The 21,432-nt window shown below is 72.4% G+C and carries 19 protein-coding genes; 13 read left to right on the forward strand and 6 right to left on the reverse strand.

Annotated features, from left to right (window positions below; translation table 11 throughout):
• Positions 1–93: 93 nt before the first annotated feature.
• The gene (gene aceE / locus ABNF97_RS12745; RefSeq protein WP_130460883.1) at positions 94–2,850 is read left to right on the forward strand and encodes a pyruvate dehydrogenase (acetyl-transferring), homodimeric type; all 2,757 of its coding nucleotides are present in this window, start codon (positions 94–96) and stop codon (positions 2,848–2,850) included.
• Between the two features lie 83 nt (positions 2,851–2,933).
• Here aceE and ABNF97_RS12750 read toward each other — a convergent pair whose 3' ends face one another.
• Positions 2,934–3,371 (reverse strand): SRPBCC family protein, encoded by a 438-nt coding sequence (locus ABNF97_RS12750; protein WP_130460884.1) that lies wholly within the window; start codon positions 3,369–3,371, stop codon positions 2,934–2,936.
• Positions 3,372–3,590: 219 nt separating this feature from the next.
• Between ABNF97_RS12750 and gltX the strand changes: the two genes are divergently transcribed.
• The gene (gene gltX, locus ABNF97_RS12755; RefSeq protein WP_349338641.1) at positions 3,591–5,000 is read left to right on the forward strand and encodes a glutamate--tRNA ligase; all 1,410 of its coding nucleotides are present in this window, start codon (positions 3,591–3,593) and stop codon (positions 4,998–5,000) included.
• A gap of 207 nt (positions 5,001–5,207) precedes the next feature.
• On the opposite strand, the gene ABNF97_RS12760 is transcribed toward gltX, so the two are convergent.
• Positions 5,208–5,834 (reverse strand): copper resistance CopC family protein, encoded by a 627-nt coding sequence (locus tag ABNF97_RS12760; RefSeq protein WP_349338642.1) that lies wholly within the window; start codon positions 5,832–5,834, stop codon positions 5,208–5,210.
• A 223-nt stretch (positions 5,835–6,057) separates the two neighbouring features.
• Between ABNF97_RS12760 and ABNF97_RS12765 the strand changes: the two genes are divergently transcribed.
• Positions 6,058–6,732 carry a hypothetical protein gene (locus tag ABNF97_RS12765; RefSeq protein ID WP_349338643.1) on the forward strand — a complete coding sequence of 225 codons (675 nt, stop codon included), beginning with the start codon at positions 6,058–6,060 and terminating at the stop codon, positions 6,730–6,732.
• 160 nt (positions 6,733–6,892) lie between these two features.
• Here ABNF97_RS12765 and ABNF97_RS34155 read toward each other — a convergent pair whose 3' ends face one another.
• Together ABNF97_RS34155 and ABNF97_RS12775 are read right to left on the reverse strand one after the other, a co-directional pair.
• Positions 6,893–7,531 carry a hypothetical protein gene (locus tag ABNF97_RS34155; protein ID WP_502930480.1) on the reverse strand — a complete coding sequence of 213 codons (639 nt, stop codon included), beginning with the start codon at positions 7,529–7,531 and terminating at the stop codon, positions 6,893–6,895.
• Between the two features lie 230 nt (positions 7,532–7,761).
• Positions 7,762–8,301: a hypothetical protein gene (locus tag ABNF97_RS12775; protein WP_349338644.1), complete on the reverse strand. Its 540-nt coding sequence runs from the start codon at positions 8,299–8,301 to the stop codon at positions 7,762–7,764.
• A gap of 236 nt (positions 8,302–8,537) precedes the next feature.
• Here ABNF97_RS12775 and ABNF97_RS12780 point away from each other — a divergent pair, with 236 nt between their 5' ends.
• A complete protein-coding gene (locus ABNF97_RS12780; RefSeq protein WP_349338645.1) occupies positions 8,538–10,061 on the forward strand; it encodes a sensor histidine kinase in 1,524 nt (507 codons plus the stop codon).
• 47 nt (positions 10,062–10,108) lie between these two features.
• The gene (locus ABNF97_RS12785; protein ID WP_349338696.1) at positions 10,109–10,804 is read left to right on the forward strand and encodes a response regulator; all 696 of its coding nucleotides are present in this window, start codon (positions 10,109–10,111) and stop codon (positions 10,802–10,804) included.
• A 48-nt stretch (positions 10,805–10,852) separates the two neighbouring features.
• On the opposite strand, the gene ABNF97_RS12790 is transcribed toward ABNF97_RS12785, so the two are convergent.
• Positions 10,853–11,515 carry a phosphatase PAP2 family protein gene (locus ABNF97_RS12790; RefSeq protein WP_349338646.1) on the reverse strand — a complete coding sequence of 221 codons (663 nt, stop codon included), beginning with the start codon at positions 11,513–11,515 and terminating at the stop codon, positions 10,853–10,855.
• A gap of 59 nt (positions 11,516–11,574) precedes the next feature.
• On the opposite strand from ABNF97_RS12790, the gene ABNF97_RS12795 reads away from it, so the two are divergent.
• From ABNF97_RS12795 to ABNF97_RS12825, 7 genes are all read left to right on the forward strand, one after another.
• Positions 11,575–12,795 (forward strand): helix-turn-helix domain-containing protein, encoded by a 1,221-nt coding sequence (locus ABNF97_RS12795; protein ID WP_130460890.1) that lies wholly within the window; start codon positions 11,575–11,577, stop codon positions 12,793–12,795.
• Positions 12,796–12,928: 133 nt separating this feature from the next.
• Positions 12,929–14,113 (forward strand): acyltransferase domain-containing protein, encoded by a 1,185-nt coding sequence (locus ABNF97_RS12800; RefSeq protein ID WP_349338647.1) that lies wholly within the window; start codon positions 12,929–12,931, stop codon positions 14,111–14,113.
• Positions 14,114–14,165: 52 nt separating this feature from the next.
• Complete coding sequence (locus ABNF97_RS12805) at positions 14,166–15,095, forward strand: beta-ketoacyl-ACP synthase III (protein WP_349338697.1); 930 nt, start codon at positions 14,166–14,168, stop codon at positions 15,093–15,095.
• 109 nt (positions 15,096–15,204) lie between these two features.
• Entirely contained in the window at positions 15,205–15,444 is a 240-nt protein-coding gene (locus ABNF97_RS12810) for an acyl carrier protein (RefSeq protein WP_130460892.1), read from the forward strand.
• A 2-nt stretch (positions 15,445–15,446) separates the two neighbouring features.
• Positions 15,447–16,673: a beta-ketoacyl-ACP synthase II gene (fabF, locus tag ABNF97_RS12815; protein ID WP_130460893.1), complete on the forward strand. Its 1,227-nt coding sequence runs from the start codon at positions 15,447–15,449 to the stop codon at positions 16,671–16,673.
• A gap of 219 nt (positions 16,674–16,892) precedes the next feature.
• Complete coding sequence (locus ABNF97_RS12820) at positions 16,893–17,525, forward strand: methyltransferase domain-containing protein (RefSeq protein ID WP_130460894.1); 633 nt, start codon at positions 16,893–16,895, stop codon at positions 17,523–17,525.
• Positions 17,526–17,534: 9 nt separating this feature from the next.
• Positions 17,535–18,818 (forward strand): D-arabinono-1,4-lactone oxidase, encoded by a 1,284-nt coding sequence (locus tag ABNF97_RS12825; RefSeq protein WP_349338648.1) that lies wholly within the window; start codon positions 17,535–17,537, stop codon positions 18,816–18,818.
• A gap of 14 nt (positions 18,819–18,832) precedes the next feature.
• Here the strand turns inward: ABNF97_RS12825 and ABNF97_RS12830 are convergent, their stop codons facing one another.
• Entirely contained in the window at positions 18,833–19,540 is a 708-nt protein-coding gene (locus ABNF97_RS12830; RefSeq protein WP_130460896.1) for a hypothetical protein, read from the reverse strand.
• 362 nt (positions 19,541–19,902) lie between these two features.
• On the opposite strand from ABNF97_RS12830, the gene ABNF97_RS12835 reads away from it, so the two are divergent.
• Entirely contained in the window at positions 19,903–21,432 is a 1,530-nt protein-coding gene (locus ABNF97_RS12835) for a hypothetical protein (RefSeq protein WP_349338649.1), read from the forward strand.

The raw sequence follows: 21,432 nt of genomic DNA on the forward strand, positions 1-21,432 counted from the left end.
CGTCGCCTATGCCCGGTCTAGAGGTGACGCGGCGAGGCATCAGGGGGCAGGATGGACGCTAGAGACCTACCCAACACAACCTAGGGAACGCCTGTGGCCACGGAACGCAAGCGCCCGGTGATCAGCGACGGCCTGCCGAGCCAGCTTCCGGACATCGACCCCGAAGAAACCAGCGAGTGGGTCGAGTCACTCGACGGTGTCATCGACGAGCGCGGCGCCAAACGCGCCCGATACGTCATGCTGCGCCTGCTGGAGCGGGCCAGGGAGCGCCAGGTCGGGGTGCCGCCCCTGACCACCACCGACTACATCAACACCATCCCTCCGGAGCAGGAACCCTGGTTCCCGGGGGACGAGCACATCGAGCGGCGGATCCGGGCATACATCCGGTGGAACGCGGCGATGCTGGTGCACCGGGCGCAGCGGCCGGAGATCGGCGTCGGTGGACACATCTCCACCTACGCCAGCTCGGCATCGCTGTACGAGGTCGGGTTCAACCACTTCTTCCGGGGCAAGAACCACCCGGGCGGTGGCGACCAGATCTTCTACCAGGGCCACGGCTCGCCCGGGATGTACGCGCGGGCGTACCTGGAGGGGCGGCTGACCGAGCACCAGCTCGACGGCTTCCGGCAGGAGTTGTCGCACCCGGGCGGCGGGCTTCCGTCATATCCGCACCCCCGGCTGATGCCGGACTTCTGGGAGTTCCCCACCGTCTCGATGGGGCTCGGCGCGATCAACGCGATCTACCAGGCGCGGTTCAACCGCTACCTGCAGCACCGGGGCATCAAGGACACCTCCGACCAGCACGTGTGGGCGTTCCTCGGCGACGGCGAGATGGACGAGGTCGAGTCGCTCGGCGCGATCGGCGCGGCCGCCCGCGAGGAGCTGGACAACCTCACCTTCGTGATCAACTGCAACCTGCAGCGGCTGGACGGCCCGGTGCGGGGCAACGGCAAGGTGATCCAGGAACTGGAGTCGTTCTTCCGGGGTGCCGGCTGGAACGTGATCAAGGTGGTCTGGGGCCGGGAGTGGGACCCGCTGCTCGCCGCGGACACCGACGGCGCGCTGGTCAACCTGATGAACACCACGCCGGACGGCGACTACCAGACCTACAAGGCGGAGTCCGGGGCGTACGTCCGGGAGCACTTCTTCGGCCGGGACCCGCGCACCCGCAAGATGGTCGAGGGGCTCTCCGACGACGAGATCTGGAACCTCAAGCGGGGCGGGCACGACTACCGCAAGCTCTACGCGGCGTACAAGGCGGCGGTCGAGCACACCGGTCAGCCGACGGTCATCCTGGCGAAGACCATCAAGGGTTGGACGCTGGGTTCGAGCTTCGAGGGCCGCAACGCCACGCACCAGATGAAGAAGCTCACCCTGGACGACCTGAAGAGCTTCCGCGACCGCCTCTACCTGGACATCCCGGACTCGGCGCTGGAGTCCAACCCCTACCTGCCGCCGTACTACCACCCGGGCGAGAAGTCCGAGGAGATGGAGTACCTGCGCGAGCGGCGGCAGCAGCTCGGCGGCTACCTGCCGAGCCGGCGTACCGATCCGGTGCCGCTGGCGGTGCCGGGCAAGGAGCGGTTCGCCGACGTCAAGAAGGGTTCCGGCAAGCAGAAGATCGCCACCACCATGGCGTTCGTCCGGCTGCTCAAGGACGTGATGAAGGACCGGGAGTTCGGCAAGCGGTTCGTGCCGATCATCCCGGACGAGGCGCGGACGTTCGGGATGGACTCGCTCTTCCCGACCCAGAAGATCTACTCACCGCACGGCCAGAAGTACACCTCGGTCGACCGGGAGCTGTTCCTGTCCTACAAGGAGGCGCTCACCGGGCAGATCCTGCACGAGGGAATCAACGAGGCGGGCTCGGTGGCCTCGTTCACCGCCGCCGGGTCGTCGTACGCCACGCACGGCGAGCCGATGATCCCGCTGTACATCTTCTACTCGATGTTCGGCTTCCAGCGCACCGGCGACGGGTTCTGGGCGGCGGCCGACCAGATGACCCGGGGCTTCGTACTCGGCGCCACCGCCGGCCGGACCACGCTCAACGGCGAGGGACTGCAACACGAGGACGGCCACTCGCACCTGATCGCGGCGACCAACCCGGCCGTGGTGGCGTACGACCCGGCGTTCGCGTTCGAGATCGCGCACATCTTCGAGGACGGCCTGCACCGGATGTTCGGCGAGCGGCCGGAGAACGTCTACTACTACCTGACCGTCTACAACGAGCCGATCCTCCAACCGGTCGAGCCGGAGAACGTCGACGTGGAGGGGCTGCTCAAGGGGATCTACCGGTACTCGCCGGCCCCCTCGGTCAGCGGTGAGGGCGGCGGCGAGGCGCCTCGGGCCAACATCCTCGCCTCCGGCACCGGGATGCAGTGGGCGCTGAAGGCGCAGAACCTGCTGGCCCAGGACTGGGGCGTGGCGGCCGACGTCTGGTCGGTCACCTCCTGGACGGAGTTGCGCCGGGACGCGGTGGAGTGCGAGGAGTACAACTTCCTGCACCCGGGCGACGAGCCGAAGGTGCCGTACATCCAGCGCAAGCTCGCCGACGCCGAGGGACCGGTGGTGGCGGTCAGCGACTGGATGCGCGCGGTACCCGACCTGATCTCGCGGTGGATTCCCGGCGACTACACCTCGCTCGGCACCGACGGCTTCGGGCTCTCGGACACCCGGCACGCGCTGCGCCGACACTTCCACGTGGACGCCGAGTCGGTGACCGTGGCCGCGCTCGCCCAGTTGGCGCGGCGCGGCGCGGTACCGCCGTCGGTGCCGGCCGAGGCCGCGAAGAAGTACGCGATCGACGACATCTCGGCGGCGCCGGTGGGCGAGACCGGCGGGGACTCCTGACGGTCGGTCGCTGAACACGACCCGAGGGGGTCGCTGAAAACGACCCGGAGGGGCGGGACGTCGCAGCCGCGACGGCCCGCCTCTCAGCCGACCGTGGCCAGCCCGGTGAGCCGGGCCAGCGATCCTTCGAGGTCGGCACCGACCCGGCGCATCCCCCAGCGCAGCAGTGCCCCGCTGACCGGGCCGGCCGGCCAGCGGACCATGATCAGCCGTACCGAGGTGCCGTCCTCCTCCGGGGCGAGTTCGACGTAGACCTCGGTGCGCGCCTCGGCCCGCGCACCCGCGCCCTCGGCCCGTTCGCGCCAGGCGATCAGGGTCGGCTCCTGGTACGCGATCACCTCGGCGTCCAGCGCCCGGCCCGCCGCGTGCACCCGCTGGCGGCGGCCGATGCCCTCCCCGGAGAGCACCTCCGCCTGTCGGACTCCGGCCAGCCAGCCCGGCAGGTGTTCGGCCCGCTGAACCAGGTCCCACACCGCCTCGATCGGTGCGGAGACCCGCGTGCTGCGTTCGATGAGCATCATCCTCAGTCGCCTCCATTGCGGACAACCCGTGACCATTGGCAGCTTATTCACGATTACCGACAAAAACGGACGATTGGCTACCGACACGCCGGAGGGAACTACCGCCGTGAAGTTCGCCGGGACAGGGTGCCGCCGGGCGGGGCGGCGGGCGGGGCGCCAGAAGGGGCGGCGGGAAACCTGGTGGCCGGTCGCCCCGGGAGCGTGCGTAGGCTGGAGCCCGTGACGGTACGCGTACGCTTTGCCCCTTCCCCGACTGGAATGTTCCACGTCGGCGGCGCCCGATCCGCGCTGCAGAACTGGATCTTCGCGAAGCAGCAGGGCGGTGTTTTCGTGCTGCGGATCGAGGACACCGACGCCGCCCGCAACCGACCGGAGTGGACCGAGGGGATCCTCTCCGCGCTGGACTGGATCGGGATCAAGCGGGGCAGCTACGAGGGACCGCACTTCCAGTCCGCGAACGCGGGCGAGCACCGCGCCGCCGCGACCCGGCTGTACACCACCGGCCGGGCGTACTACTGCGACTGCACCCGCGAGGCGATCCAGGCCCGCACCGGCTCGCAGTACCAGGGGTACGACGGCTTCTGCCGGGATCGCGGCCTGGAGTCGGGCCCGGGGCGGGCGCTGCGGTTCCGTACCCCGGACGAGGGCGAGACCGTGGTGGTCGACCTGGTCCGCGGCGAGCCCACCTTCGAGAACAGGCTGATCGAGGACTTCGTGATCGCCCGGGGCGACGGGTCGGCGGTCTTCCTGCTGGCCAACGTCGTGGACGACCTCACCATGGGCATCACGCACGTGATCAGGGCCGAGGAGCACCTGCCGAACACCCCCAAGCAGCAACTCCTCTGGGACGCGCTCGGGGTCAAGCCGCCGGTCTGGGCGCACGTGCCGGTGGTGGTCAACGAGAAGCGGCAGAAGCTCTCCAAGCGGCGCGACAAGGTGGCCCTGGAGGCGTACCGGGACGAGGGCTACCTCGCCGACGCGATGCGCAACTACCTGATGCTGCTCGGCTGGGCACCCTCGGGCGACCGGGAGATCGTGCCGTGGTCGGTGATCGAGTCCGAGTTCCGGCTCGCCGAGGTAAACCCGTCACCGGCTTTCTTCGACGAGAAGAAGCTGCGCGCCTTCAACGGCGAGTACATCCGGGCGCTGCCGGTCGACGAGTTCGTCGCGGCCTGCCAGCCGTGGCTGACCGGTACCGAGACCATCGCCCCGCCGCCCTGGCAGCCGGCGGAGTTCGACCCCGCCGCGTTCGCCGCGGTGGCGCCGCTGGCCCAGACCCGGATCGCGGTACTCAGCGAGATCGTGCCGAACGTCGACTTCCTCTTCCTGGACTCGCCGCTGATCGACGAGGCGGCCTGGGCGAAGAGCATGAAGGAGGGTTCCGCCGACCTGCTGGACGAGGCGATCACCGCCTTCGAGGCCCTGCCGGAGTGGTCGGCGGAGCCGCTGAAGGCCACCCTGGAGGAGGTCGGCGCCCGCCGGGGACTGAAGCTCGGCAAGACGCAGGCGCCGGTCCGGGTCGCCGTCACGGGTCGCAGCGTCGGGCTGCCGCTCTTCGAGTCGCTGGCCGTACTCGGCCGGGAGCGTACCCTCACCCGGTTGCGCGCTGCCCGACTCCGGCTGGTCTGAGCGGTGGTTGGTCCTCGCGGTCCTGCTGACCACCCTGGCCGCCGCGCTGGATCGTCTTGTGGCCCGTCCGGCCTCGGCCTCGACCTGGTCACCCGCCTTCTCCTACTGACCGGCTGGGTGCGCCGCAGTGGTGCCAGAGCTGACCCACGGCGTCGCGCCGCACCGCCCACGGACGGTCGCCGGTCGCCGGTCGCCGGTTGGCGGACCTCAGTTCGGCGAACCGGAGCGGCCTGAACTCCGGCGGCGGAACAGCACCGCGCCGGCCAGCGCGAGCAGCACCAGCACCGCACCGGCGACCCACGGCCACCACGCCGTACCGCCCGGGTCGGCGGTGGGGCTGAGCGGTCCGGCATCGGCCGTCGACGGCGCGGCGGCCGGTGCGGAACTGGCCGGGACGGAGGGGGTCGGCGCGGCCGCCGAGGGCGAGGCGGTCGGGGTGGCGCCCACGGTGAGGGTGAACCGGACCTCGCCCTTCACCGGGTGCCCGTCGGCGGAGGCGACCTGATACCGGACGATGTAGAGCCCGGCGGCCCCCGGCCGGACCGGCACGGTGACCCGGGAGCCGGCGAAGACGGGCTTCCCCGCCGCCGCGTCGACGTTGTCCGGGCCGGTCACCGTGACCCGCGTCGTGGCGGCATCGAGCTTGTTCAGGAAGGTCAGCCGAGCGTTCGCCGGAGCCTTGTCGAGCCGGGCGCCGTTGCGGGGATCGCTACCGGTCAGCGAGTTGTGCGCCGCGGCGGGACTGGCCGGCAACAGTACGCTCAGCGCCACCACCACCACGCTGAGTGCCAGCGTCCCGACACGGGTGACCCGGGCCCCCATGATTGCCTCCATCCGGCTACGATTTCGCCCAACTGATCAACGGCTCGCCACTTAGTCGGCCCTAGATCGCAGATAGTTCCAATAACTGCTCGTTCAGGTGCAACCGAGCGGCGTTCTGCGGAGTCTTTGTAGTGAGTACGGCAGGTCCATCCGGGACACTATCGTGCACTCCACCGACCAACCAGCGCGTGACCTGCATCATGGCCACCATCGAGACGGGGCGAGGAGGTCGGCGATGGCCGCAGAGGTGAGTCGTCGACTCGTCGGCGTGGCGACGTTGCTGGTCGCAGCGGCGAGTTGGCTCGGGATCGCGGGCGCCGCACAGGCGAAGCCGGCCGCACAGGCGAAACCCGCCAAGCCGACGGCGGTCGTGCTCAGCGGCAAGGACCTGCCGGCCCCGCTGACCGTCCCGGCGCAGGGCAAGCCGGACCTCTTCGCCGCACTCCTCGACCAGGTCGGCTTCCTGAGGACCGGCGGGGGCAACACCGGGGCGTTGAAGGCCGCCGATCTGGGTCCGAAGTACACCCTCGCGGTGCACGCCGGCGATGCGGCCCAGCAGACCTACGACCTCTACCCGCTGGCCAAGGGCGGGCCGCGGGTCCACCGGCCGGCCCAGCAGCCGGACAAGAGCCGGCCCGGCGCGGCCTGGTTCTTCGGCCGGCTGACCATGGCGGAGACCCTGCTCGCGGCCGGTGCCCCGCTGCCCGAGCAGAACATCACCACCCTGCACGGTGGCGGGATCGGCGGCGGCGAACGGGTGATCCCCGACGAAGCGATCGGCACCGGTGAGGACGTCGACCGCCTGCTCGGCGAGCTGCGGCAGTTGATGCTGCTCAACGGCGCGGTGCTGGTCTCCATCACGCTCGGGCTCGCCGGCATCGCGCTGCTGGTGCGGCGCCGGACCCGCTGACCGGAACGGTCGGGCAGGATACGGAGAGTACCGGTCGGGCAGGCCACGGAGAGCGGGCCCCGCGACGGGCGGGCTCAACAGGGCGCCAACCCGGCAGCGGTCAGCCTGGCACCAGTCAAACTCGCAGCAGTCAACCCGGGGCCGGTCTGTCCGGCAGGGATCAACACCAGCGGCGCGGTGGACGGTCCCGCCGGACGGGGCGCGGCGACGGGCGTACCGCGCCGTGCCGGTGCGCCCCGGCCCAGCCCGGCAGGTCGGTCTGACAACCCGGCGTACGCCGGCCGGCCGGCTCGTCCGGCGATGACCGCACCGACCCGTCCGGTTCTACCGGCGCGGTGGCCGCCTCGGTGCGCTGCCCCGGGCCGTCGCCGTCCGGCTCCGCCGTGCGGGGCCGGGGAACCAGCCTCGACGACCGTTCACCCAGACTTCCCGGATCGGTCACGGGATGCTCCGAGCCGTCCGGGGCGGAAGCCAGCACTGCCCCCTCCCCCGGCTCCGCGGGATGACACGTCCCGGTCTGGTCGTCGGGTGCCGCCGGTCCGGCTGGACGCGCCCCGGCCCTCGCCGCCGGCCGCGCCGGACCCGGCGGTTCGACCGGGTCGGCGACCGACCGGGGATCCGTGGGCTCGGCACCGGACCTGCCGGGCGTCCCGTCCAGCGGACTCGCCGGCAGCCCGGCGGTGGCGCCACAGACCCAACGGAACCGGCCGACCGGGCCGAGCGGGGGCAGCGGCCCACGATCGCCAAGCAGCGAGTCCTGCCCGTCCTCCGAACAGCCACGCTCGGCGTCATGCGCCATCCAGGCCTCCTCACACTCGCCGCCGGTGGGCGCTCGCCCCGCCGTGCGGTGGCACCCACACCGTTGACGGTGAGCCAGTGCGGGAAAGCGCATCACCGGGACCATGTCACCGTACTGGTCCCGGACGACGAGTTCGACGCCGCTGTGGCGAGAAACCCCAGCATTTCCAGCCTGTGGAAGATCCAGGTCACGAACTGGTCAACCTTCGGCCAACGGAGAGCAGCCGGCGGTCACTTCTGCGCGGTGCGCTTGGGAAAGACGGTCGCCCAGACCGGGAAGGCGACGAGCCAGATCACGATCGCCGCGGTCAGCCGCATGATCCAGGCCTGTAGCTCGGCGGTGCGGTCCGGGTCGCCGACCATGAGGATGCCGAGCCAGAGCAGCCCACAGGCGATGGCCCAGCCCAGCAGGCCCTTGGCCCACTCCCGCCACTCGTACCGGGCCCTGGCCCAGCCGCCACTTGGCGGCTTCGTCGGCGGCGGCCCGCCCGCGAACCGGTACGCGAACCGCTGGTCGGCCCAGCGGATCATGCTGTGCCCGAAGGCGACCGAGAAGCCGAGGTACGCCGCGGCCAGTCCGTGCGTGAAGTCGGCGGTGGCACCGGCACGCAGGTCGAGGACGGTAGCGACCAGGATCACAAGATCGATCAACGGCGTACCGAGCAGCAGCAGAGCGCCCAGCCGGGGCATCCGGAGCGGATAACGGGCGATCAGGCCGGCAGCGAGCAGTACCCAGAATCCGATCTCGCCCGCGGCGATCACCGCCAGCATCCCGTACCCCCCGATCGTCGCACCACGGTCTTTTCCGGTATGGCGGCGCTCCCCCGGAGGCCGTCGTACGGTCACTGCCACCAGTCTGGTCGGGGCGACCCGCCACGGCCTCCGTACCGGTGTCGAGATCCGGATCCGCCGAAAGAGGTACGCCTACACCCTTCGACGGACCCTGACCGGCCCGTCTCGTCGTCGAGGCCGACGGGAACGGCGCGCCGGTGTGATGGGATCGAGGGGTGACCGCACGGCTGAGTCTGGAGCGCGGGTCCCTGTCCCGGGACGTCGCGGTGGCGTCCGCGTCCCTGGCGGGCGGGCTGTTGATGCTGGCGCTCGGGATCTACAACCCACTCAGCCCCAGCCTGCTGGACGCCCCGCCCGGACTCTCCGTCGGCACCCTGGCAGTCACCTGCCTGGCGGTGGCGCTGCGCCGGGTGGCGACCCGGCTCGGCCTGGCGCTGGGCACCGTCGCCATGGTCGTCGACCTCGTCCACGGGTCGTCGCTGGCCACCGCCCTGGTCTACACCCAGGTGCTCTTCGACTCCTGCGTGTACGGGTCGGCGATGCTCTGGCGCTGGCTGCTCCGGGTCAACCTGGTGCTGACCGGGCTCGCCGTGTTGATCGGGGTCGTCCTGGCGTCCCCGGCCTGGCAGGGCATCGGGCTGGGAGTCCCGGTGGTGCTGATCGGCGTGCTGCCGGTGGTCAGCGGCATCGGCCTGCGGCAGTACCGCGACCAGGCCGCCGCCGAGCGTGCCCGGGCCGAACAGACCGCCCGGCTGGCGGAGCTCGACCGGCGCCAGGCGATAGCGGCGGAGCGGAGCCGGATGGCCCGGGAACTGCACGACGTGATCGCCAACCACCTCAGCGCGGTCGCCATCCACGCCACCGCCGCGCTCTCGGTCTCCGGGCTGGACCGGACACAGCTCGACCAGGCGCTGCGGGTGATCCGGGAGAACAGCGTGCAGGGGCTCGCCGAGATGCGGCAGATGATCGGCCTGCTCCGGGAACCCGCCGACGCCGAACCAGTCCCCGCCCCGGCCGACCCCGGGCCCGACCCGGCCCCGGCCGACCCCGGGGCCGACGTTGCCGGGGACGGTCCGGACCGGCCCGGCGCCCCGGAGCGGTCGCCGGAAGGGCCGGCCGGGGGTGTGAAGGCCAGTCCGGGTGCCCGGTCCGACGCCGACCGGGAGTCGAGCCGAGCACCGGGCCGGGGCAACGATCCCGGCACCGAACCGGCCCGGCTGGGCACGGTCGACGGTCCGGTCCGGGCCCGGCTGGCCGAGGTGAACCGGCTGGTCGGCCAGGCCCGGGACGCCGGCCTGGCGCTACGGTTCGAGATGACCGGCGACGTACGCCCGCTGCCGGTCGGCGTCGACCTGGCCGCGTACCGGATCGTCCAGGAGTCGCTCACCAACGCGCTCAAGCACGGCGCCGGCCCCACCACCCTGACCATCAGCCACCGGCACCGGTCGGTCAGCCTGACCATCGAGAACCCGCTCGCCCACCCCGACGAGCCCCGGGGCGCGGCGGTCGCGGCCGGTGCCGACCTGCCCGGGGCGAGGGCCGGACTGATCGGAATGCGGGAACGGGCGACCCTGCTCGGCGGCTGGTTCGAGGCCGGCCCGTGCGGGGCGAACTGGCGGGTACACGCGGAACTGCCGAACGTCGACGCCCCCGGCCCGACGGCCCGATCAGCGCTCGCCCCCGGCGGTAGCGCCGGGCAGCCCGGCCAGCGGACGGTGTCGCAGACGGTCCGGCCGTGACCGGGCGGCACGACGACCTGGTCGGCGGCGGTGCCGGGGCCACCGCCATCGGTGACCGGACCGGGACCGGGGACGGACCGGGAACCGACCGGGTCATCCGGGTGGTGGTCGCCGACGATCAGGACGCGGTCCGGGCGGGTCTGGTGCTGATCCTCGCCGGCACCCCGGGGCTGGCGGTGGTCGGCGAGGCGGCCGACGGCGAGGAGGCGGTGACGCTGTGCCGGCGGCTCCGCCCGGACGTCGCGCTGCTCGACGTCCGGATGCCCCGGCTCGACGGTGTCTCGGCGACCGCCGAGATCGTCGCCGAGCGGTTGGCCGACGTCCTGGTGCTGACCACCTTCGACCTCGACGAGTACGTCTTCGGTGCGCTCCGGGCCGGCGCGTCCGGGTTCCTGCTCAAGGACACCGACGCCGACGGGCTGGTCGACGCGGTGCGTACCGTTGCCCGTGGCGAGGGAATCATCGCCCCCGCAGTGACCCGTCGGTTGATCACCGCTTTCGCCGCCGCCACGCCGACCACCCCGGCGGCCGCCCGGACGGCGGTGGCCGATCTGACGCCCCGGGAGCGGGACGTGCTGGCCTGTCTCGGGCTGGGACTGTCCAACCAGCAGATCGCCGAGCGGCTCACGATGGCGGAGAGCACCACCAAGACCCACGTGAGCCGGATCCTCGGCAAGCTCGGCCTGCGCAGCCGGGTGCAGGCGGCGATCCTGGCGCAGGAACTCGGCCTGCCGCCGCCCTGACCGGCCCGCCACCGGCCGAGGTGGCCGGCGGTCAGCTCCGGCCGCCCGCTACCGGACGGCCCGGTCCGGGTGGCGCTCGGGAACCCGGGGGGTGTCGGTCGACCCCCGCAGCACCCTGGCGGCCAGCGGGACCACGGCGAGCGCGAGCAGCCAGCCGCCGAGCACGTCGGTGGGCCAGTGCGCCAGCAGGGCGACCCTGGTGAACCCGATGAAGGCCGCGAAGGCCACGGCCAGTGCGACGGTGCACACCCGGGCCGGCCCGCCGAGCCGGGGTCGGAGCAGGAGTACGGCCACCAGCGCCGCCGCCGCCGCGTTGCTGGTGTGCCCGCTCGGAAATCCGTTGCTGGTGATCACGACGAAGCCGTCCTCGGGCCGGGGGTGGTGCACCAGCCGGTGCATCAGTCCCCAGAGCAGCGGGATCAGCGCCGTCACCAGGCCGCAGAAGGTGGCCGCCCGGCGTCCCTCCCGGACGGCCAGCCCCAGCGTGACGGCCAGGCCGGCGGCCAGGAACGGCAGCGTGGCGGCCACGTCGGTGGCGCTCCGCAGCACGTCGACGGTGCGTGGGCTGGCGTCGCCGTACGCCCGGAAGGCGTCGCTGACGGCGGTGTCGAGCCGGTCCAGCGGCGCCCAACCGGCCACGGTCAGTGCGAGCAGCAGCAGGAAACCGCCGAGCGCGAGCAGCGGGACGACCAGCGGGGGGCGGGCGACCATCGGCACATGATGTCACGGGCGGTGGCGCCGCCCGGGACTCCACGTGGCACGCTGGGCCGATGGCGAGCGAGGCGGGCGACGGCGAACTGGCGGCCACGCTGCGCCGGATCGAGCGGGCCGCGGGCACGTTGGCCAGCGCCAGTGTGGCCCGGATGGACGAGACCCTGCCCTGGTTCCGCGACCTGCCGGCCGAGCAGCGCTCCTGGGTGATGCTGGTCGCCCAGGCCGGCGTCCGGTCCCTGGTCGAGTGGCTGCGGTCCCGTCCGGACGCCGACGACCACAACGGCGCCGACGCGCTGGCGGACAGTCCGGACGAGGTCTTCGCCGCCGCGCCCCGGGCGCTGGCCCGGTCGATCAGCCTCCAGCAGACGGTTGCCCTGATCAAGGTGACCATCGACGTGGTGGAGGAGCAGGTGCCGCACCTGGCGGCGCCGGGCGAGGAGCGGCTGCTGCACGAGGCGGTCCTCAAGTTCTCCCGGGAGATCGCCTTCGCGGCCGCCCGGGTGTACGCGCGGGCCGCCGAGTCGCGCGGCTCCTGGGACGCCCGTCTGCAGGCGCTGCTGGTGGACGCGCTGCTCCGGGGTGACTCCCCGGACGTGCTGGCCAGCCGGGCGGCCGCACTGGGCTGGTCGGACGCCCCACCGGTGGCGGTGGCGGTGGGACGCTCCCCGGGCGGCGAGGTCGCCGCGGTGCTGCACACCATCTACCGGGTCACCCGGCGGTTGGGCCTGGAGATGATCGGCGGGGTGCACGGCGACCGCCTCGTCGTGGTGCTCGGCGGCGCGACCGACCCGCTGGCCGCCACCGCGAAGATGCTCGCCGGGTTCGGTCCCGGCCCGGTGGTGGTCGGGCCGGCGGTACCGAGCCTGGACTCGGCGACCGACTCGGCCCGGGCGGCGCTGGCCGGTTTCCGGGCCGCGCCCGCCTGGCCCGCCGCGCCCCGCCCGGTCGCCGCCGCCGACCTGCTTCCCGAGCGGGCCCTGGCCGGTGATCCGGAGGCCCGGCGGTCGCTGCGCCAGGACGTCTACGCCGCCCTGGTCCGGGCCGGCGGCGAACTTCTGGAGACCCTGGACGCGTTCTTCGCGGCCGGCGGGGTGCTGGAGAGTGCGGCCCGGTCCCTGTTCGTGCACCCGAACACCGTCCGGTACCGGCTGCGCCGGGTCGCGGATGTGACCGGGTTCTCCCCGCTGACCGCCCGGGACGCCTTCGCGTTGCGGATGGCGTTGACTATCGGCCGGCTGGATCCGTCCGCACCGGTCGGACCTGGGACGGGACACTAGGCCCGGATAGGACAGACGGGACGAGAAGTCCGTGATCGCCATGGATCTTTGTATGGTTCTGACAAAGCTGATAGTACGGATTGGTACATCACGGCAACCGCGTCGGGGCGGATGATCCAGGAGAGTCGTAAGGGTGCTCGCCGTACTCTCACCCGGCCAGGGTTCCCAGAAGCCCGGCTTCCTGACCCCGTGGCTCGACCTGCCCAGCAGCCGGGCGCGGCTGCGCTGGTGGTCCGCGCTGGCCGGTGTCGACCTCGTCCGGCTCGGCACCGAGGGTGACGCCGACGAGATCCGGGACACCGCGCGTACCCAGCCACTGCTGGTCGCCGCCGCCCTGCTCGCCGCCGAACAGCTGCCGAGGCACGAGGTGGCGGCCACCGCCGGGCACAGCGTCGGTGAGCTGGCCGCGGCGGCACTGGCCGGCGTACTGACCCCGGAGACGGCGGTCACCCTGGCCGGCGTACGCGGCCGGGAGATGGCCGCCGCCTGTGCCCTCGAACCGACCGGCATGTCTGCGGTGATGGGCGGCGACGGCGACGAGGTGCTCGCCGCCCTGGCAGCACACGACCTGCACCCGGCCAACTTCAACGGCGCCGGCCAACTGGTGGTGGCCGGCGCGGTCGACCGGCTGGCCAAGCTCGCCGCCGACCCGCCCGCCGGGACCAAGGTGATCGGTCTCAAGGTCGCCGGTGCCTTCCACACCCCGTACATGGCGCCGGCCGAGCGGGCCCTGGCCGGCGTCGCGGCCGGGATCACCCCGAACGACCCGGCCCGGATCCTGCTCTCCAACGCCGACGGCGCCGCCGTCAGCCACGGGCCGGAGATGCTGCACCGCCTGGTCCGCCAGGTGACCGCCCCGGTCCGCTGGGACCGCTGCGTGCGGAACCTCGCCGATCTCGGCGTGACCGCGGTGATCGAGCTACCCCCGGCGGGCACCCTGGCCGGGCTGATCAAACGGGAGCTCAAGGGCACCGGTCAGGTCCCCGAGATCGTCACCCTGAACTCGCCGGACGACCTGGCCGCGGCCCGCGACCTGATCGCCCGGCACGGCGCACCGTCCCGGCACCGGCCGGTCACCCCGGCTGCGCCGTTCCGGGTGGTGGTGGCCGGTGCCGCCGGCACCTTCGCTCCGGCCGAGGGTCTGACCGAGGGCACTGCCGTCGAGTCCGGACAGGTCATCGGTCACGTCGCCACCCGGCAGGGCGCGGTCGAGGTGGTCGCGCACGGCTCCGGCGTACTCACCGGATGGCTCGCCCAGCACGCCGACCCGGTAGCCCCGGGCCAGCCCCTCGCCCGCATCGGAGGACAGCGCTCATGACCGGTCACCCGAAGAACCCGGACCACCGCCCGGCGGTGGCCCGGTGAGCAGGATGGTCGCGCTCGGCCACTACCAGCCGTCGCGGGTACTCACCAACGACGACCTGGCCCAGATCGTCGACACCAACGACACCTGGATCCGCGAGCGGGTCGGCATCGTCACCCGACGGATCGCCGACAACGAGACCGTCGCCGACATGGCCGCCGCCGCCGCCGACAAGGCACTGGCCAACTCGGGGCTGGCCGCCTCCGACATCGACCTCGTCGTGGTCGCGACCTGCTCGGCCGTGGACCGCAGCCCGAACACCGCCTGCCGGGTCGCCGCCAGGCTCGGCATCGACGCCCCGGGCGCGTTCGACATCAACACCGCCTGCTCCGGCTTCTCGTACGCGCTCGGCACCGTCGACCACGCCCTGCGGGCCGGTGCCGCCCGCAACGCGATCGTGATCGGCGCGGAGAAGCTCTCCGACTTCACCGACTGGACCGACCGGTCGACCTGCATCCTCTTCGGCGACGCGGCCGGGGCGGCGGTGCTCACCGCCACCGGCGACGACGAGGCGGACGGCATCGGGCCGGTGGTCTGGGGCTCTGTCCCGGAGCGCAGCGAGGCGGTCCGGATCGAGGGCTGGCGCCCGTACATCCAGCAGGAGGGGCAGTCGGTCTTCCGCTGGGCCACCACCGCGCTGGCCCCGCTCGCCCTGAAGGCCTGCGAGCGGGCCGGCGTCGCCCCGTCGGAGATCGCCGCGTTCGTACCGCACCAGGCCAACCTGCGGATCATCGAGGGCATCGCCAAGCGGCTCGACATGCCGCAGGCGGTGATCGCCAGGGACATCGTCGAGTCCGGGAACACCTCGGCGGCGAGCGTGCCGCTGGCCCTCTCCAAGCTGGTCGAACGCCGGGAGGTGCCGTCCGGCGCCCCGGTACTGCTGTTCGGCTTCGGCGGCGGCCTCACCTATGCCGGGCAGGTCGTCCGGTGCCCCTGACCGGGGCCGCGCATCCGCCCCGGCGACGTCCATCGGTCGAACGCTGATACCGCGGTGGCGGACGGATTCGCCACCGTAGACATCCATCCATGGAGAGGAAAGAACCAGAATGACCCGTGACGAGATCACCTCCGGCCTCGCCGAGATCCTCGAAGAGGTTGCCGGAGTGAGCCCGGACGACGTCTCCGAGGAGAAGTCGTTCACCGACGACCTGGACGTCGACTCGCTCTCCATGGTCGAGGTCGTGGTGGCAGCCGAGGAGAAGTTCGGCGTCAAGATCCCGGACAACGACGTCCAGAACCTCAAGACCGTCGGCGACGCCGTCAGCTACATCGAGGCGCAGTCCTGATCATGAGGCGCCCCGACGTCGTCGTCACCGGGCTCGGCGCGACGACCCCGCTCGGCGGGGACGTCGCGTCGACCTGGGAAGCCCTGCTGGCGGGCCGCTCCGGGGTGGGTCCGCTCACCCAGGAGTGGGCCGAGCAGCTTCCGGTACGCATCGCCGCCCAGCTCGCGGTCGAACCGACCGAGAAACTGGACCGGGTCAAACTGCGCCGGCTCGACCGGTCGGAGGCGATCGCGCTGATCGCCGCGCACGAGGCCTGGGCGGACGCCGGCCTCGCCGACTCGCCGCCCGACCCGGAGCGACTCGCGGTGAGCGTCGGCTCCGGCATCGGCGGCGCGCAGACCCTGCTCGCCCAGGACGACATCCTGGAGGCATCCGGGCCGCGGCGGGTCTCCCCGCACACCGTCCCGATGCTGATGCCGAACGGCCCCGCCGCCTGGGTCGGGCTGGAACTGGGTGCGCAGGCGGGGGTGCACTCGGTGGCCAGCGCCTGCGCCACCGGGGCCGAGGCGATCGCGCTCGGTCTCGACATGATCCGCTCCGGTCGTGCCGACGTGGTGCTGGCCGGCGGGACCGAGGCGGTGGTGCACCCGCTGCCGATCGCCGGGTTCGCCTCGATGCGGGCGATGTCGACCCGCAACGAGGAGCCGGAGCGCGCATCCCGGCCCTGGGACAAGGCCCGGGACGGTTTCGTACTCGGTGAGGGGGCCGGTGCGGTGGTCCTGGAGCGGGCCGACCACGCCGCCGCGCGCGGGGCCCGGGTCTACGCCCGGCTGGCCGGCGCCGCGCTCACCTCCGACGGGTACGACATCGTGCAGCCGCACCCCGAGGGACGCGGCGTGATCCGGGCGATCAACATGGCGATCGCCGACGCCGACATCGACCGCTCGGACATCGTGCACGTCAACGCGCACGCCACCTCCACCCCGGTCGGCGACATCGCCGAGATCGTCGCGCTGCGGTCCGCGCTCGGCACCCATCCGGTGCTGACCGCGACCAAGTCGATGACCGGGCACCTGCTGGGTGCCGCCGGTGCGCTGGAGTCGATCGCCACCATCCTGGCCATCCGGGACGGGGTGATCCCGCCGACGATCAACCTCGACGACCCCGACGACGCCCTCGACCTGGACGTCGCGGCGCACAAGGCCCGGCAGATGGATGTACCGGCGGCGCTGAACAACGGATTCGGATTCGGCGGTCACAACGCGGTCCTCGTCTTCGCCCGGGCCTGACCGGCGCCGGAGACCGCGGACCGCGTCCGCACACAGGGCGGGGCGCGGCGCGTCGCTCTTGATCTGGGCGGGCGGTGCCGGTCGGGGACGCCCGGAGCGCGTACCCGGCCGGCACCGTCGGGTCGGCGGCCGGTGGTAGATTGCGGTCGTTCCGGCGCCCGCGGGGCCACCTGGTGCCGCGGGCGGGTTGTCCGGACGGCGAGCCGAGGAGAGGCGCGGATGCTGGCGGCGTTGAAGGGGTTGCTCGGCCACGAGGCGCTGTACGTGGCCCTGCAGAAGGGTCTGGGCGCGGATCGGCTCCGCTACCGCTGCCTGGACGAGCTCGCCCTGGTCGACGGCGACACGATCATCGACGTCGGCTGCGGCCCGGCCTACTACTTCGGGCGGCTGCCGAAGGTCCGCTACTACGGCTTCGACACCAGCGAGAAGTACATCGCGCACGCCCGCCGGCGCTGGGGCGGCGACCAGGTCGAGTTCCGCTGCGAGGTCTTCGGCGAGCAGCACCTGGCCCAGATCCCGCCGGCCGATGCGATCCTGCTGCTCGGCCTGCTGCATCACCTCTCCGACGACGAATGCCGGCAGCTGTTGCGGGTCTCGGCCAGGGCGCTCGCCCCGGGCGGCCGGGTGATCGCCGTCGACCCCACGTTGGTGCCGGGACAGCATCCGATCTCCCGGTGGATGTCCAAGAACGACCGTGGCGAGTACGTCCGCACCCCGGAGGCGTTCGTGGCGCTCGGCCGGGAGACCTTCGCGGACGTCGACGGCGAGGTCGTGGACGACGCCACCCGGATACCGACCAGCCACTGGATGATGCGGATGCGGACTCCGGCACTCGTTCCCGACCACGACTGACGGCCCGCGATGACCACCCCGCTGCGCAACTGGGCCGGCAACGTCGACTTCCGGGCCCGCCGGCTGCACCGGCCGGGCTCGCTGGCCGAGCTGAGGTCGCTGGTCGCCGGCAGCGACCGGATCCGCGTCCTGGGCACCGGACACTCCTTCAACCGGATCGCCGACACCACCGGTGACCTCGTCTCGGTCGCCGGCCTGCCGCCGGTGCTGGAGGTCGACCGGGCGGCCGGCACCGTCACCGTCTCGGCGGCGCTGCGCTACGGCGACCTGGTCGGCGAGCTGGACCGGGCCGGCTTCGCGCTGCACAACCTCGGCTCGCTGCCGCACATCTCGGTGGCCGGTGCCTGCGCCACCGGCACGCACGGCTCCGGGCCGACCAACGGCAACCTCGGCACCTCGGTCGCCGCGCTGGAGCTGGTCACCGCCGACGGCGACCTGGTGACGCTGCGCCGGGACGCCGACGGCGAGGACTTCCTCGGCGCCGTGGTCGGGCTCGGCGCGCTCGGCGTGGTCACCCGGCTCACCCTCGATCTCGTCCCGACCTTCGAGATCGCCCAGTACGTCTACGACGACCTGCCCCGCGACCGGCTCGACACGCACGCCGCCGAGATCCTCGGCGCCGGCTACAGCGTCAGCCTCTTCACCGACTTCACCGGTCCCCGGATCAACCAGGTGTGGGTGAAGCGCCGGGTCGACGCGATCGGCGCCGGTGCCGGTGCCGGTGCCGTCGAGCCGTACTGGCACGGCGCCACCCTGGCGGCCGAGCCCCGGCACCCGGTGCCGGGGATGTCGGCGGTGCACTGCACCGAGCAGCTCGGCGTGCCGGGGCCGTGGCACGCCCGGCTGCCGCACTTCCGGCTCGACTTCACTCCGAGCAGTGGCGAGGAACTCCAGTCGGAATACTTCCTGCCGGCTGAGCACCTGGTCGCGGCGCTGGCCGCGCTGGACGGCATCGCCGACCGGATCGCCGCCGTACTCCAGATCTCGGAGATCCGCACCATCGCCGCCGACGAGCTGTGGCTGAGCCCGAGCCATCGGCGGGACAGCGTGGCGCTGCACTTCACCTGGGTCAAGGAGACCGAGGCGGTGATGCCGGTGCTGGCGGCGATCGAGGAGCGGCTCGCCCCGTACGCGCCCCGGCCGCACTGGGGCAAGGTCTTCGTCACCCCACCGGGGCAGCTCCGCGACCGCTACGACCGGTACGCCGACTTCGCCAAGCTGACCCACCGGTACGACCCGACCGGCAAGTTCCGCAACGAGATGCTGGACCGCTACTTCCCGACCGCCGGCTGAAGGCTCCGGAGGCGTCAGAGCTGTAGGAAGAGATTTCCGACCAGGGCACTGACCAGAATGGCCAGAAACGCCACGGCGGCGTACCGCAGCAGCCGTACCGCCTCGCGGAGCCGTACGTACCGCTGCCGGTGCTGCTGGATGCCGATCCAGAGTTCGACCTGTGCCGCCTGGAGGATCTCCGCGCTGCGTTGACCGGTCAGCGCCGAGCGGAACTCGGCGAAGGAGTGCAGCCGGCGTACGGTGTCGCTGCCGTTGAAGACCAGCGCGGCCGGAAGGTCGTCGTAGCCGCCGAGCAGGGCCCGGCTCGGCCGGATGGTCACCAGTACGCTCGCCGCGCGCAGCAGTGCCAGCACGACCAGTCCGGCGCTCACCATGCTGGCCAGGGTGAACACCACCAGCAACGCGGGACCGAGCCGGTCGGCGACGGAGCCGCTGAGCAACTGGGCGAACACGACGGCGTTCCCGGCCGACAGGATGGCGCTGGCGCTGAGCACCACCGAGGCGCGGCTCGCCGTGGAGGCACGCAACCGGTCGTACCGGTCGAGATGCCACCGAAGAAGATCAATCTGTTTCGCCGTACCCGGCATCTCCGGGTCGCTGCCGATCGGGGAAGTGCCGTCGGAAGGTGTGGCACTGCCGTCGGGAGGTGTGGTGGTGCGCTCGGGAGGTGTGGTGGTGGGCTCGGGCAGTTCGTCCGGGGTGCGGGCGGCGATTCCGGTCAATCTCACGCTCCTTGATCAGATAGCTGAAGGGTAGCCGGGCCGGGAAAGCGGTTGGCCGTCGATCGAGCGTCCAGGATGGATTGCCAGGTGGTCGGGGGTGTGGTGGGATGAGCCGTTGTTCCCGCTGCCCTGTTCCCTCCACCTTCCTCACTCTGCCTTCCTCCCTCCGCCGCTTTGCCGCCAACCGCCGGGACGGTGTCCAGACGATGGCCGAAACGACACACGGTCGACTTACCAACCCACTCGCCTGGGCCGAGGTTCTGCCCGAGGATCTGTTTTCCGCCCTTTCGGAATGGATCAGAGGACAGGCATTCGATCTCACATTCCACCGCTGGTTCACCGACGGCCGGAGCGGGTCCCACGTGGCCTCGGTACGGCTGCGTCCGCATCGCGGCCCGCAGCACGGGGCGATCCTCAAACTGGTGCCGCCACACCTGGCCACCGCGGAATCGCGGGCCGTCGACCTGGCCGCGCAGTGCACCCCTGCCGACTTCTACACCCGGCATCTGGTTCCCACCAAGTGGGTCGGCCCGCTGCCGGGAAGTTCCTGGTGGCTACACCTACAGGAGGTTGCCCAGGCCGACGTCTCCACCATGCTGCCGCTGGAGAGCCTCGTCGACCACGCCGACCTCGCCGCGTACTGCGGCACGATCGTCACGGCCCTCGTGGACGGTTGGCCCGGTGACGCCCGTTCGGAGAGCAAGAGCGTCCCGCCCGGCGAGTTCCTCCGGGCGGATCTCGCCGACAAGCTGGCCGGACTGCGCGACTTCGCCCGGCTCGCCGGGCTCGACCCGCGCAGTCCGGCCGAGCTGGTCCGGGTGCCCGGCCGGGCAGACCCGCTGCCGAACCCGTTCGCGCTGGTGTTCGGCGATGGCGGCCCGGCCGACGAGATCGAGGTGTTCCGGGGCAACGGGCACGGTGACCTGCATCCCGGCAACATCCTGATCCCGGTGGACCGGGAGATCCGGGCCGCCGACTTCCGGCTGATCGACCTGGGGCGGTTCTCACCCACCACCCCGGTCTCCCGGGACCCGGTCAAGCTGCTACTGGCGATCGCCGACCGCTGGCTGCCCGGCCTCGCGCCGTACTCGGCGCTCCGGTCGAGCCTGGCCGAACTGGTGGTCGACCCGGACCGCTATCCGCGTACCCCGCCGATCGCCGGTTACCTGGAGGTCGCCGAGGCGATCTACGTGGCGGCGGCCGGCTGGGCCATCCCGTACGGCCTGGTCAAGGAGTGGGCCCGACAGCATCGGCTGGTGCTCGCCGCCTCGGCGCTGCGTACCGTCAGCCGCGGCGACGCCGGGTTACCCGAACGATGGTGGTACTTCGAGTTGGCTGCGCTGGCCGTCCGGGCGCTCGGCAGCGACGGCGGCAGCGTGCCCGTGGACCACACCACGCCGCCGAGCACGCCACGCCCCGCGCTCCGGGTCGACGCCGTACCGCCCGGCAGCGTCGCCCCGCCGCGCCTGTCGGACCGCGACCCGACGCCGCCACCGGCCACTGACGGCCGCGAACGTCCGGCCGCACCGGCCGCCGAAACCCACGAACGCCCGGCCCCACCGGCCGCCGAGGGCCGCGATCGCCCGGGCGGCCCGGCCGGTGTCGGCGGACCCGGTCCGGCCAGGACCGGGGTACGCCCGGGAGGCTCCGGCCGGGACAGCTACTCCGGTCTGACCAGGGTGCACTTCGGCCGCCGCCTCGGCGACAGCTGGCCGGAGCTCGCCGACCTGCTCGGCATGCGTCCGGACGAGGTGGACCGGCTCCCGCAGGGCCGGGAGGCGAGTCACATCTGGTCCTGGCTGGAGGTGCGCCGCCGGCTGCCGGAACTGCGTGACGCGCTGTTCGCTCTCGACCGGCCGGACCTGGTGAACCTGCTCGACGAGGATGCCTGA

This window comes from Plantactinospora sp. B6F1, assembly GCF_040120695.1.
Lineage (GTDB): Bacteria > Actinomycetota > Actinomycetes > Mycobacteriales > Micromonosporaceae > Plantactinospora.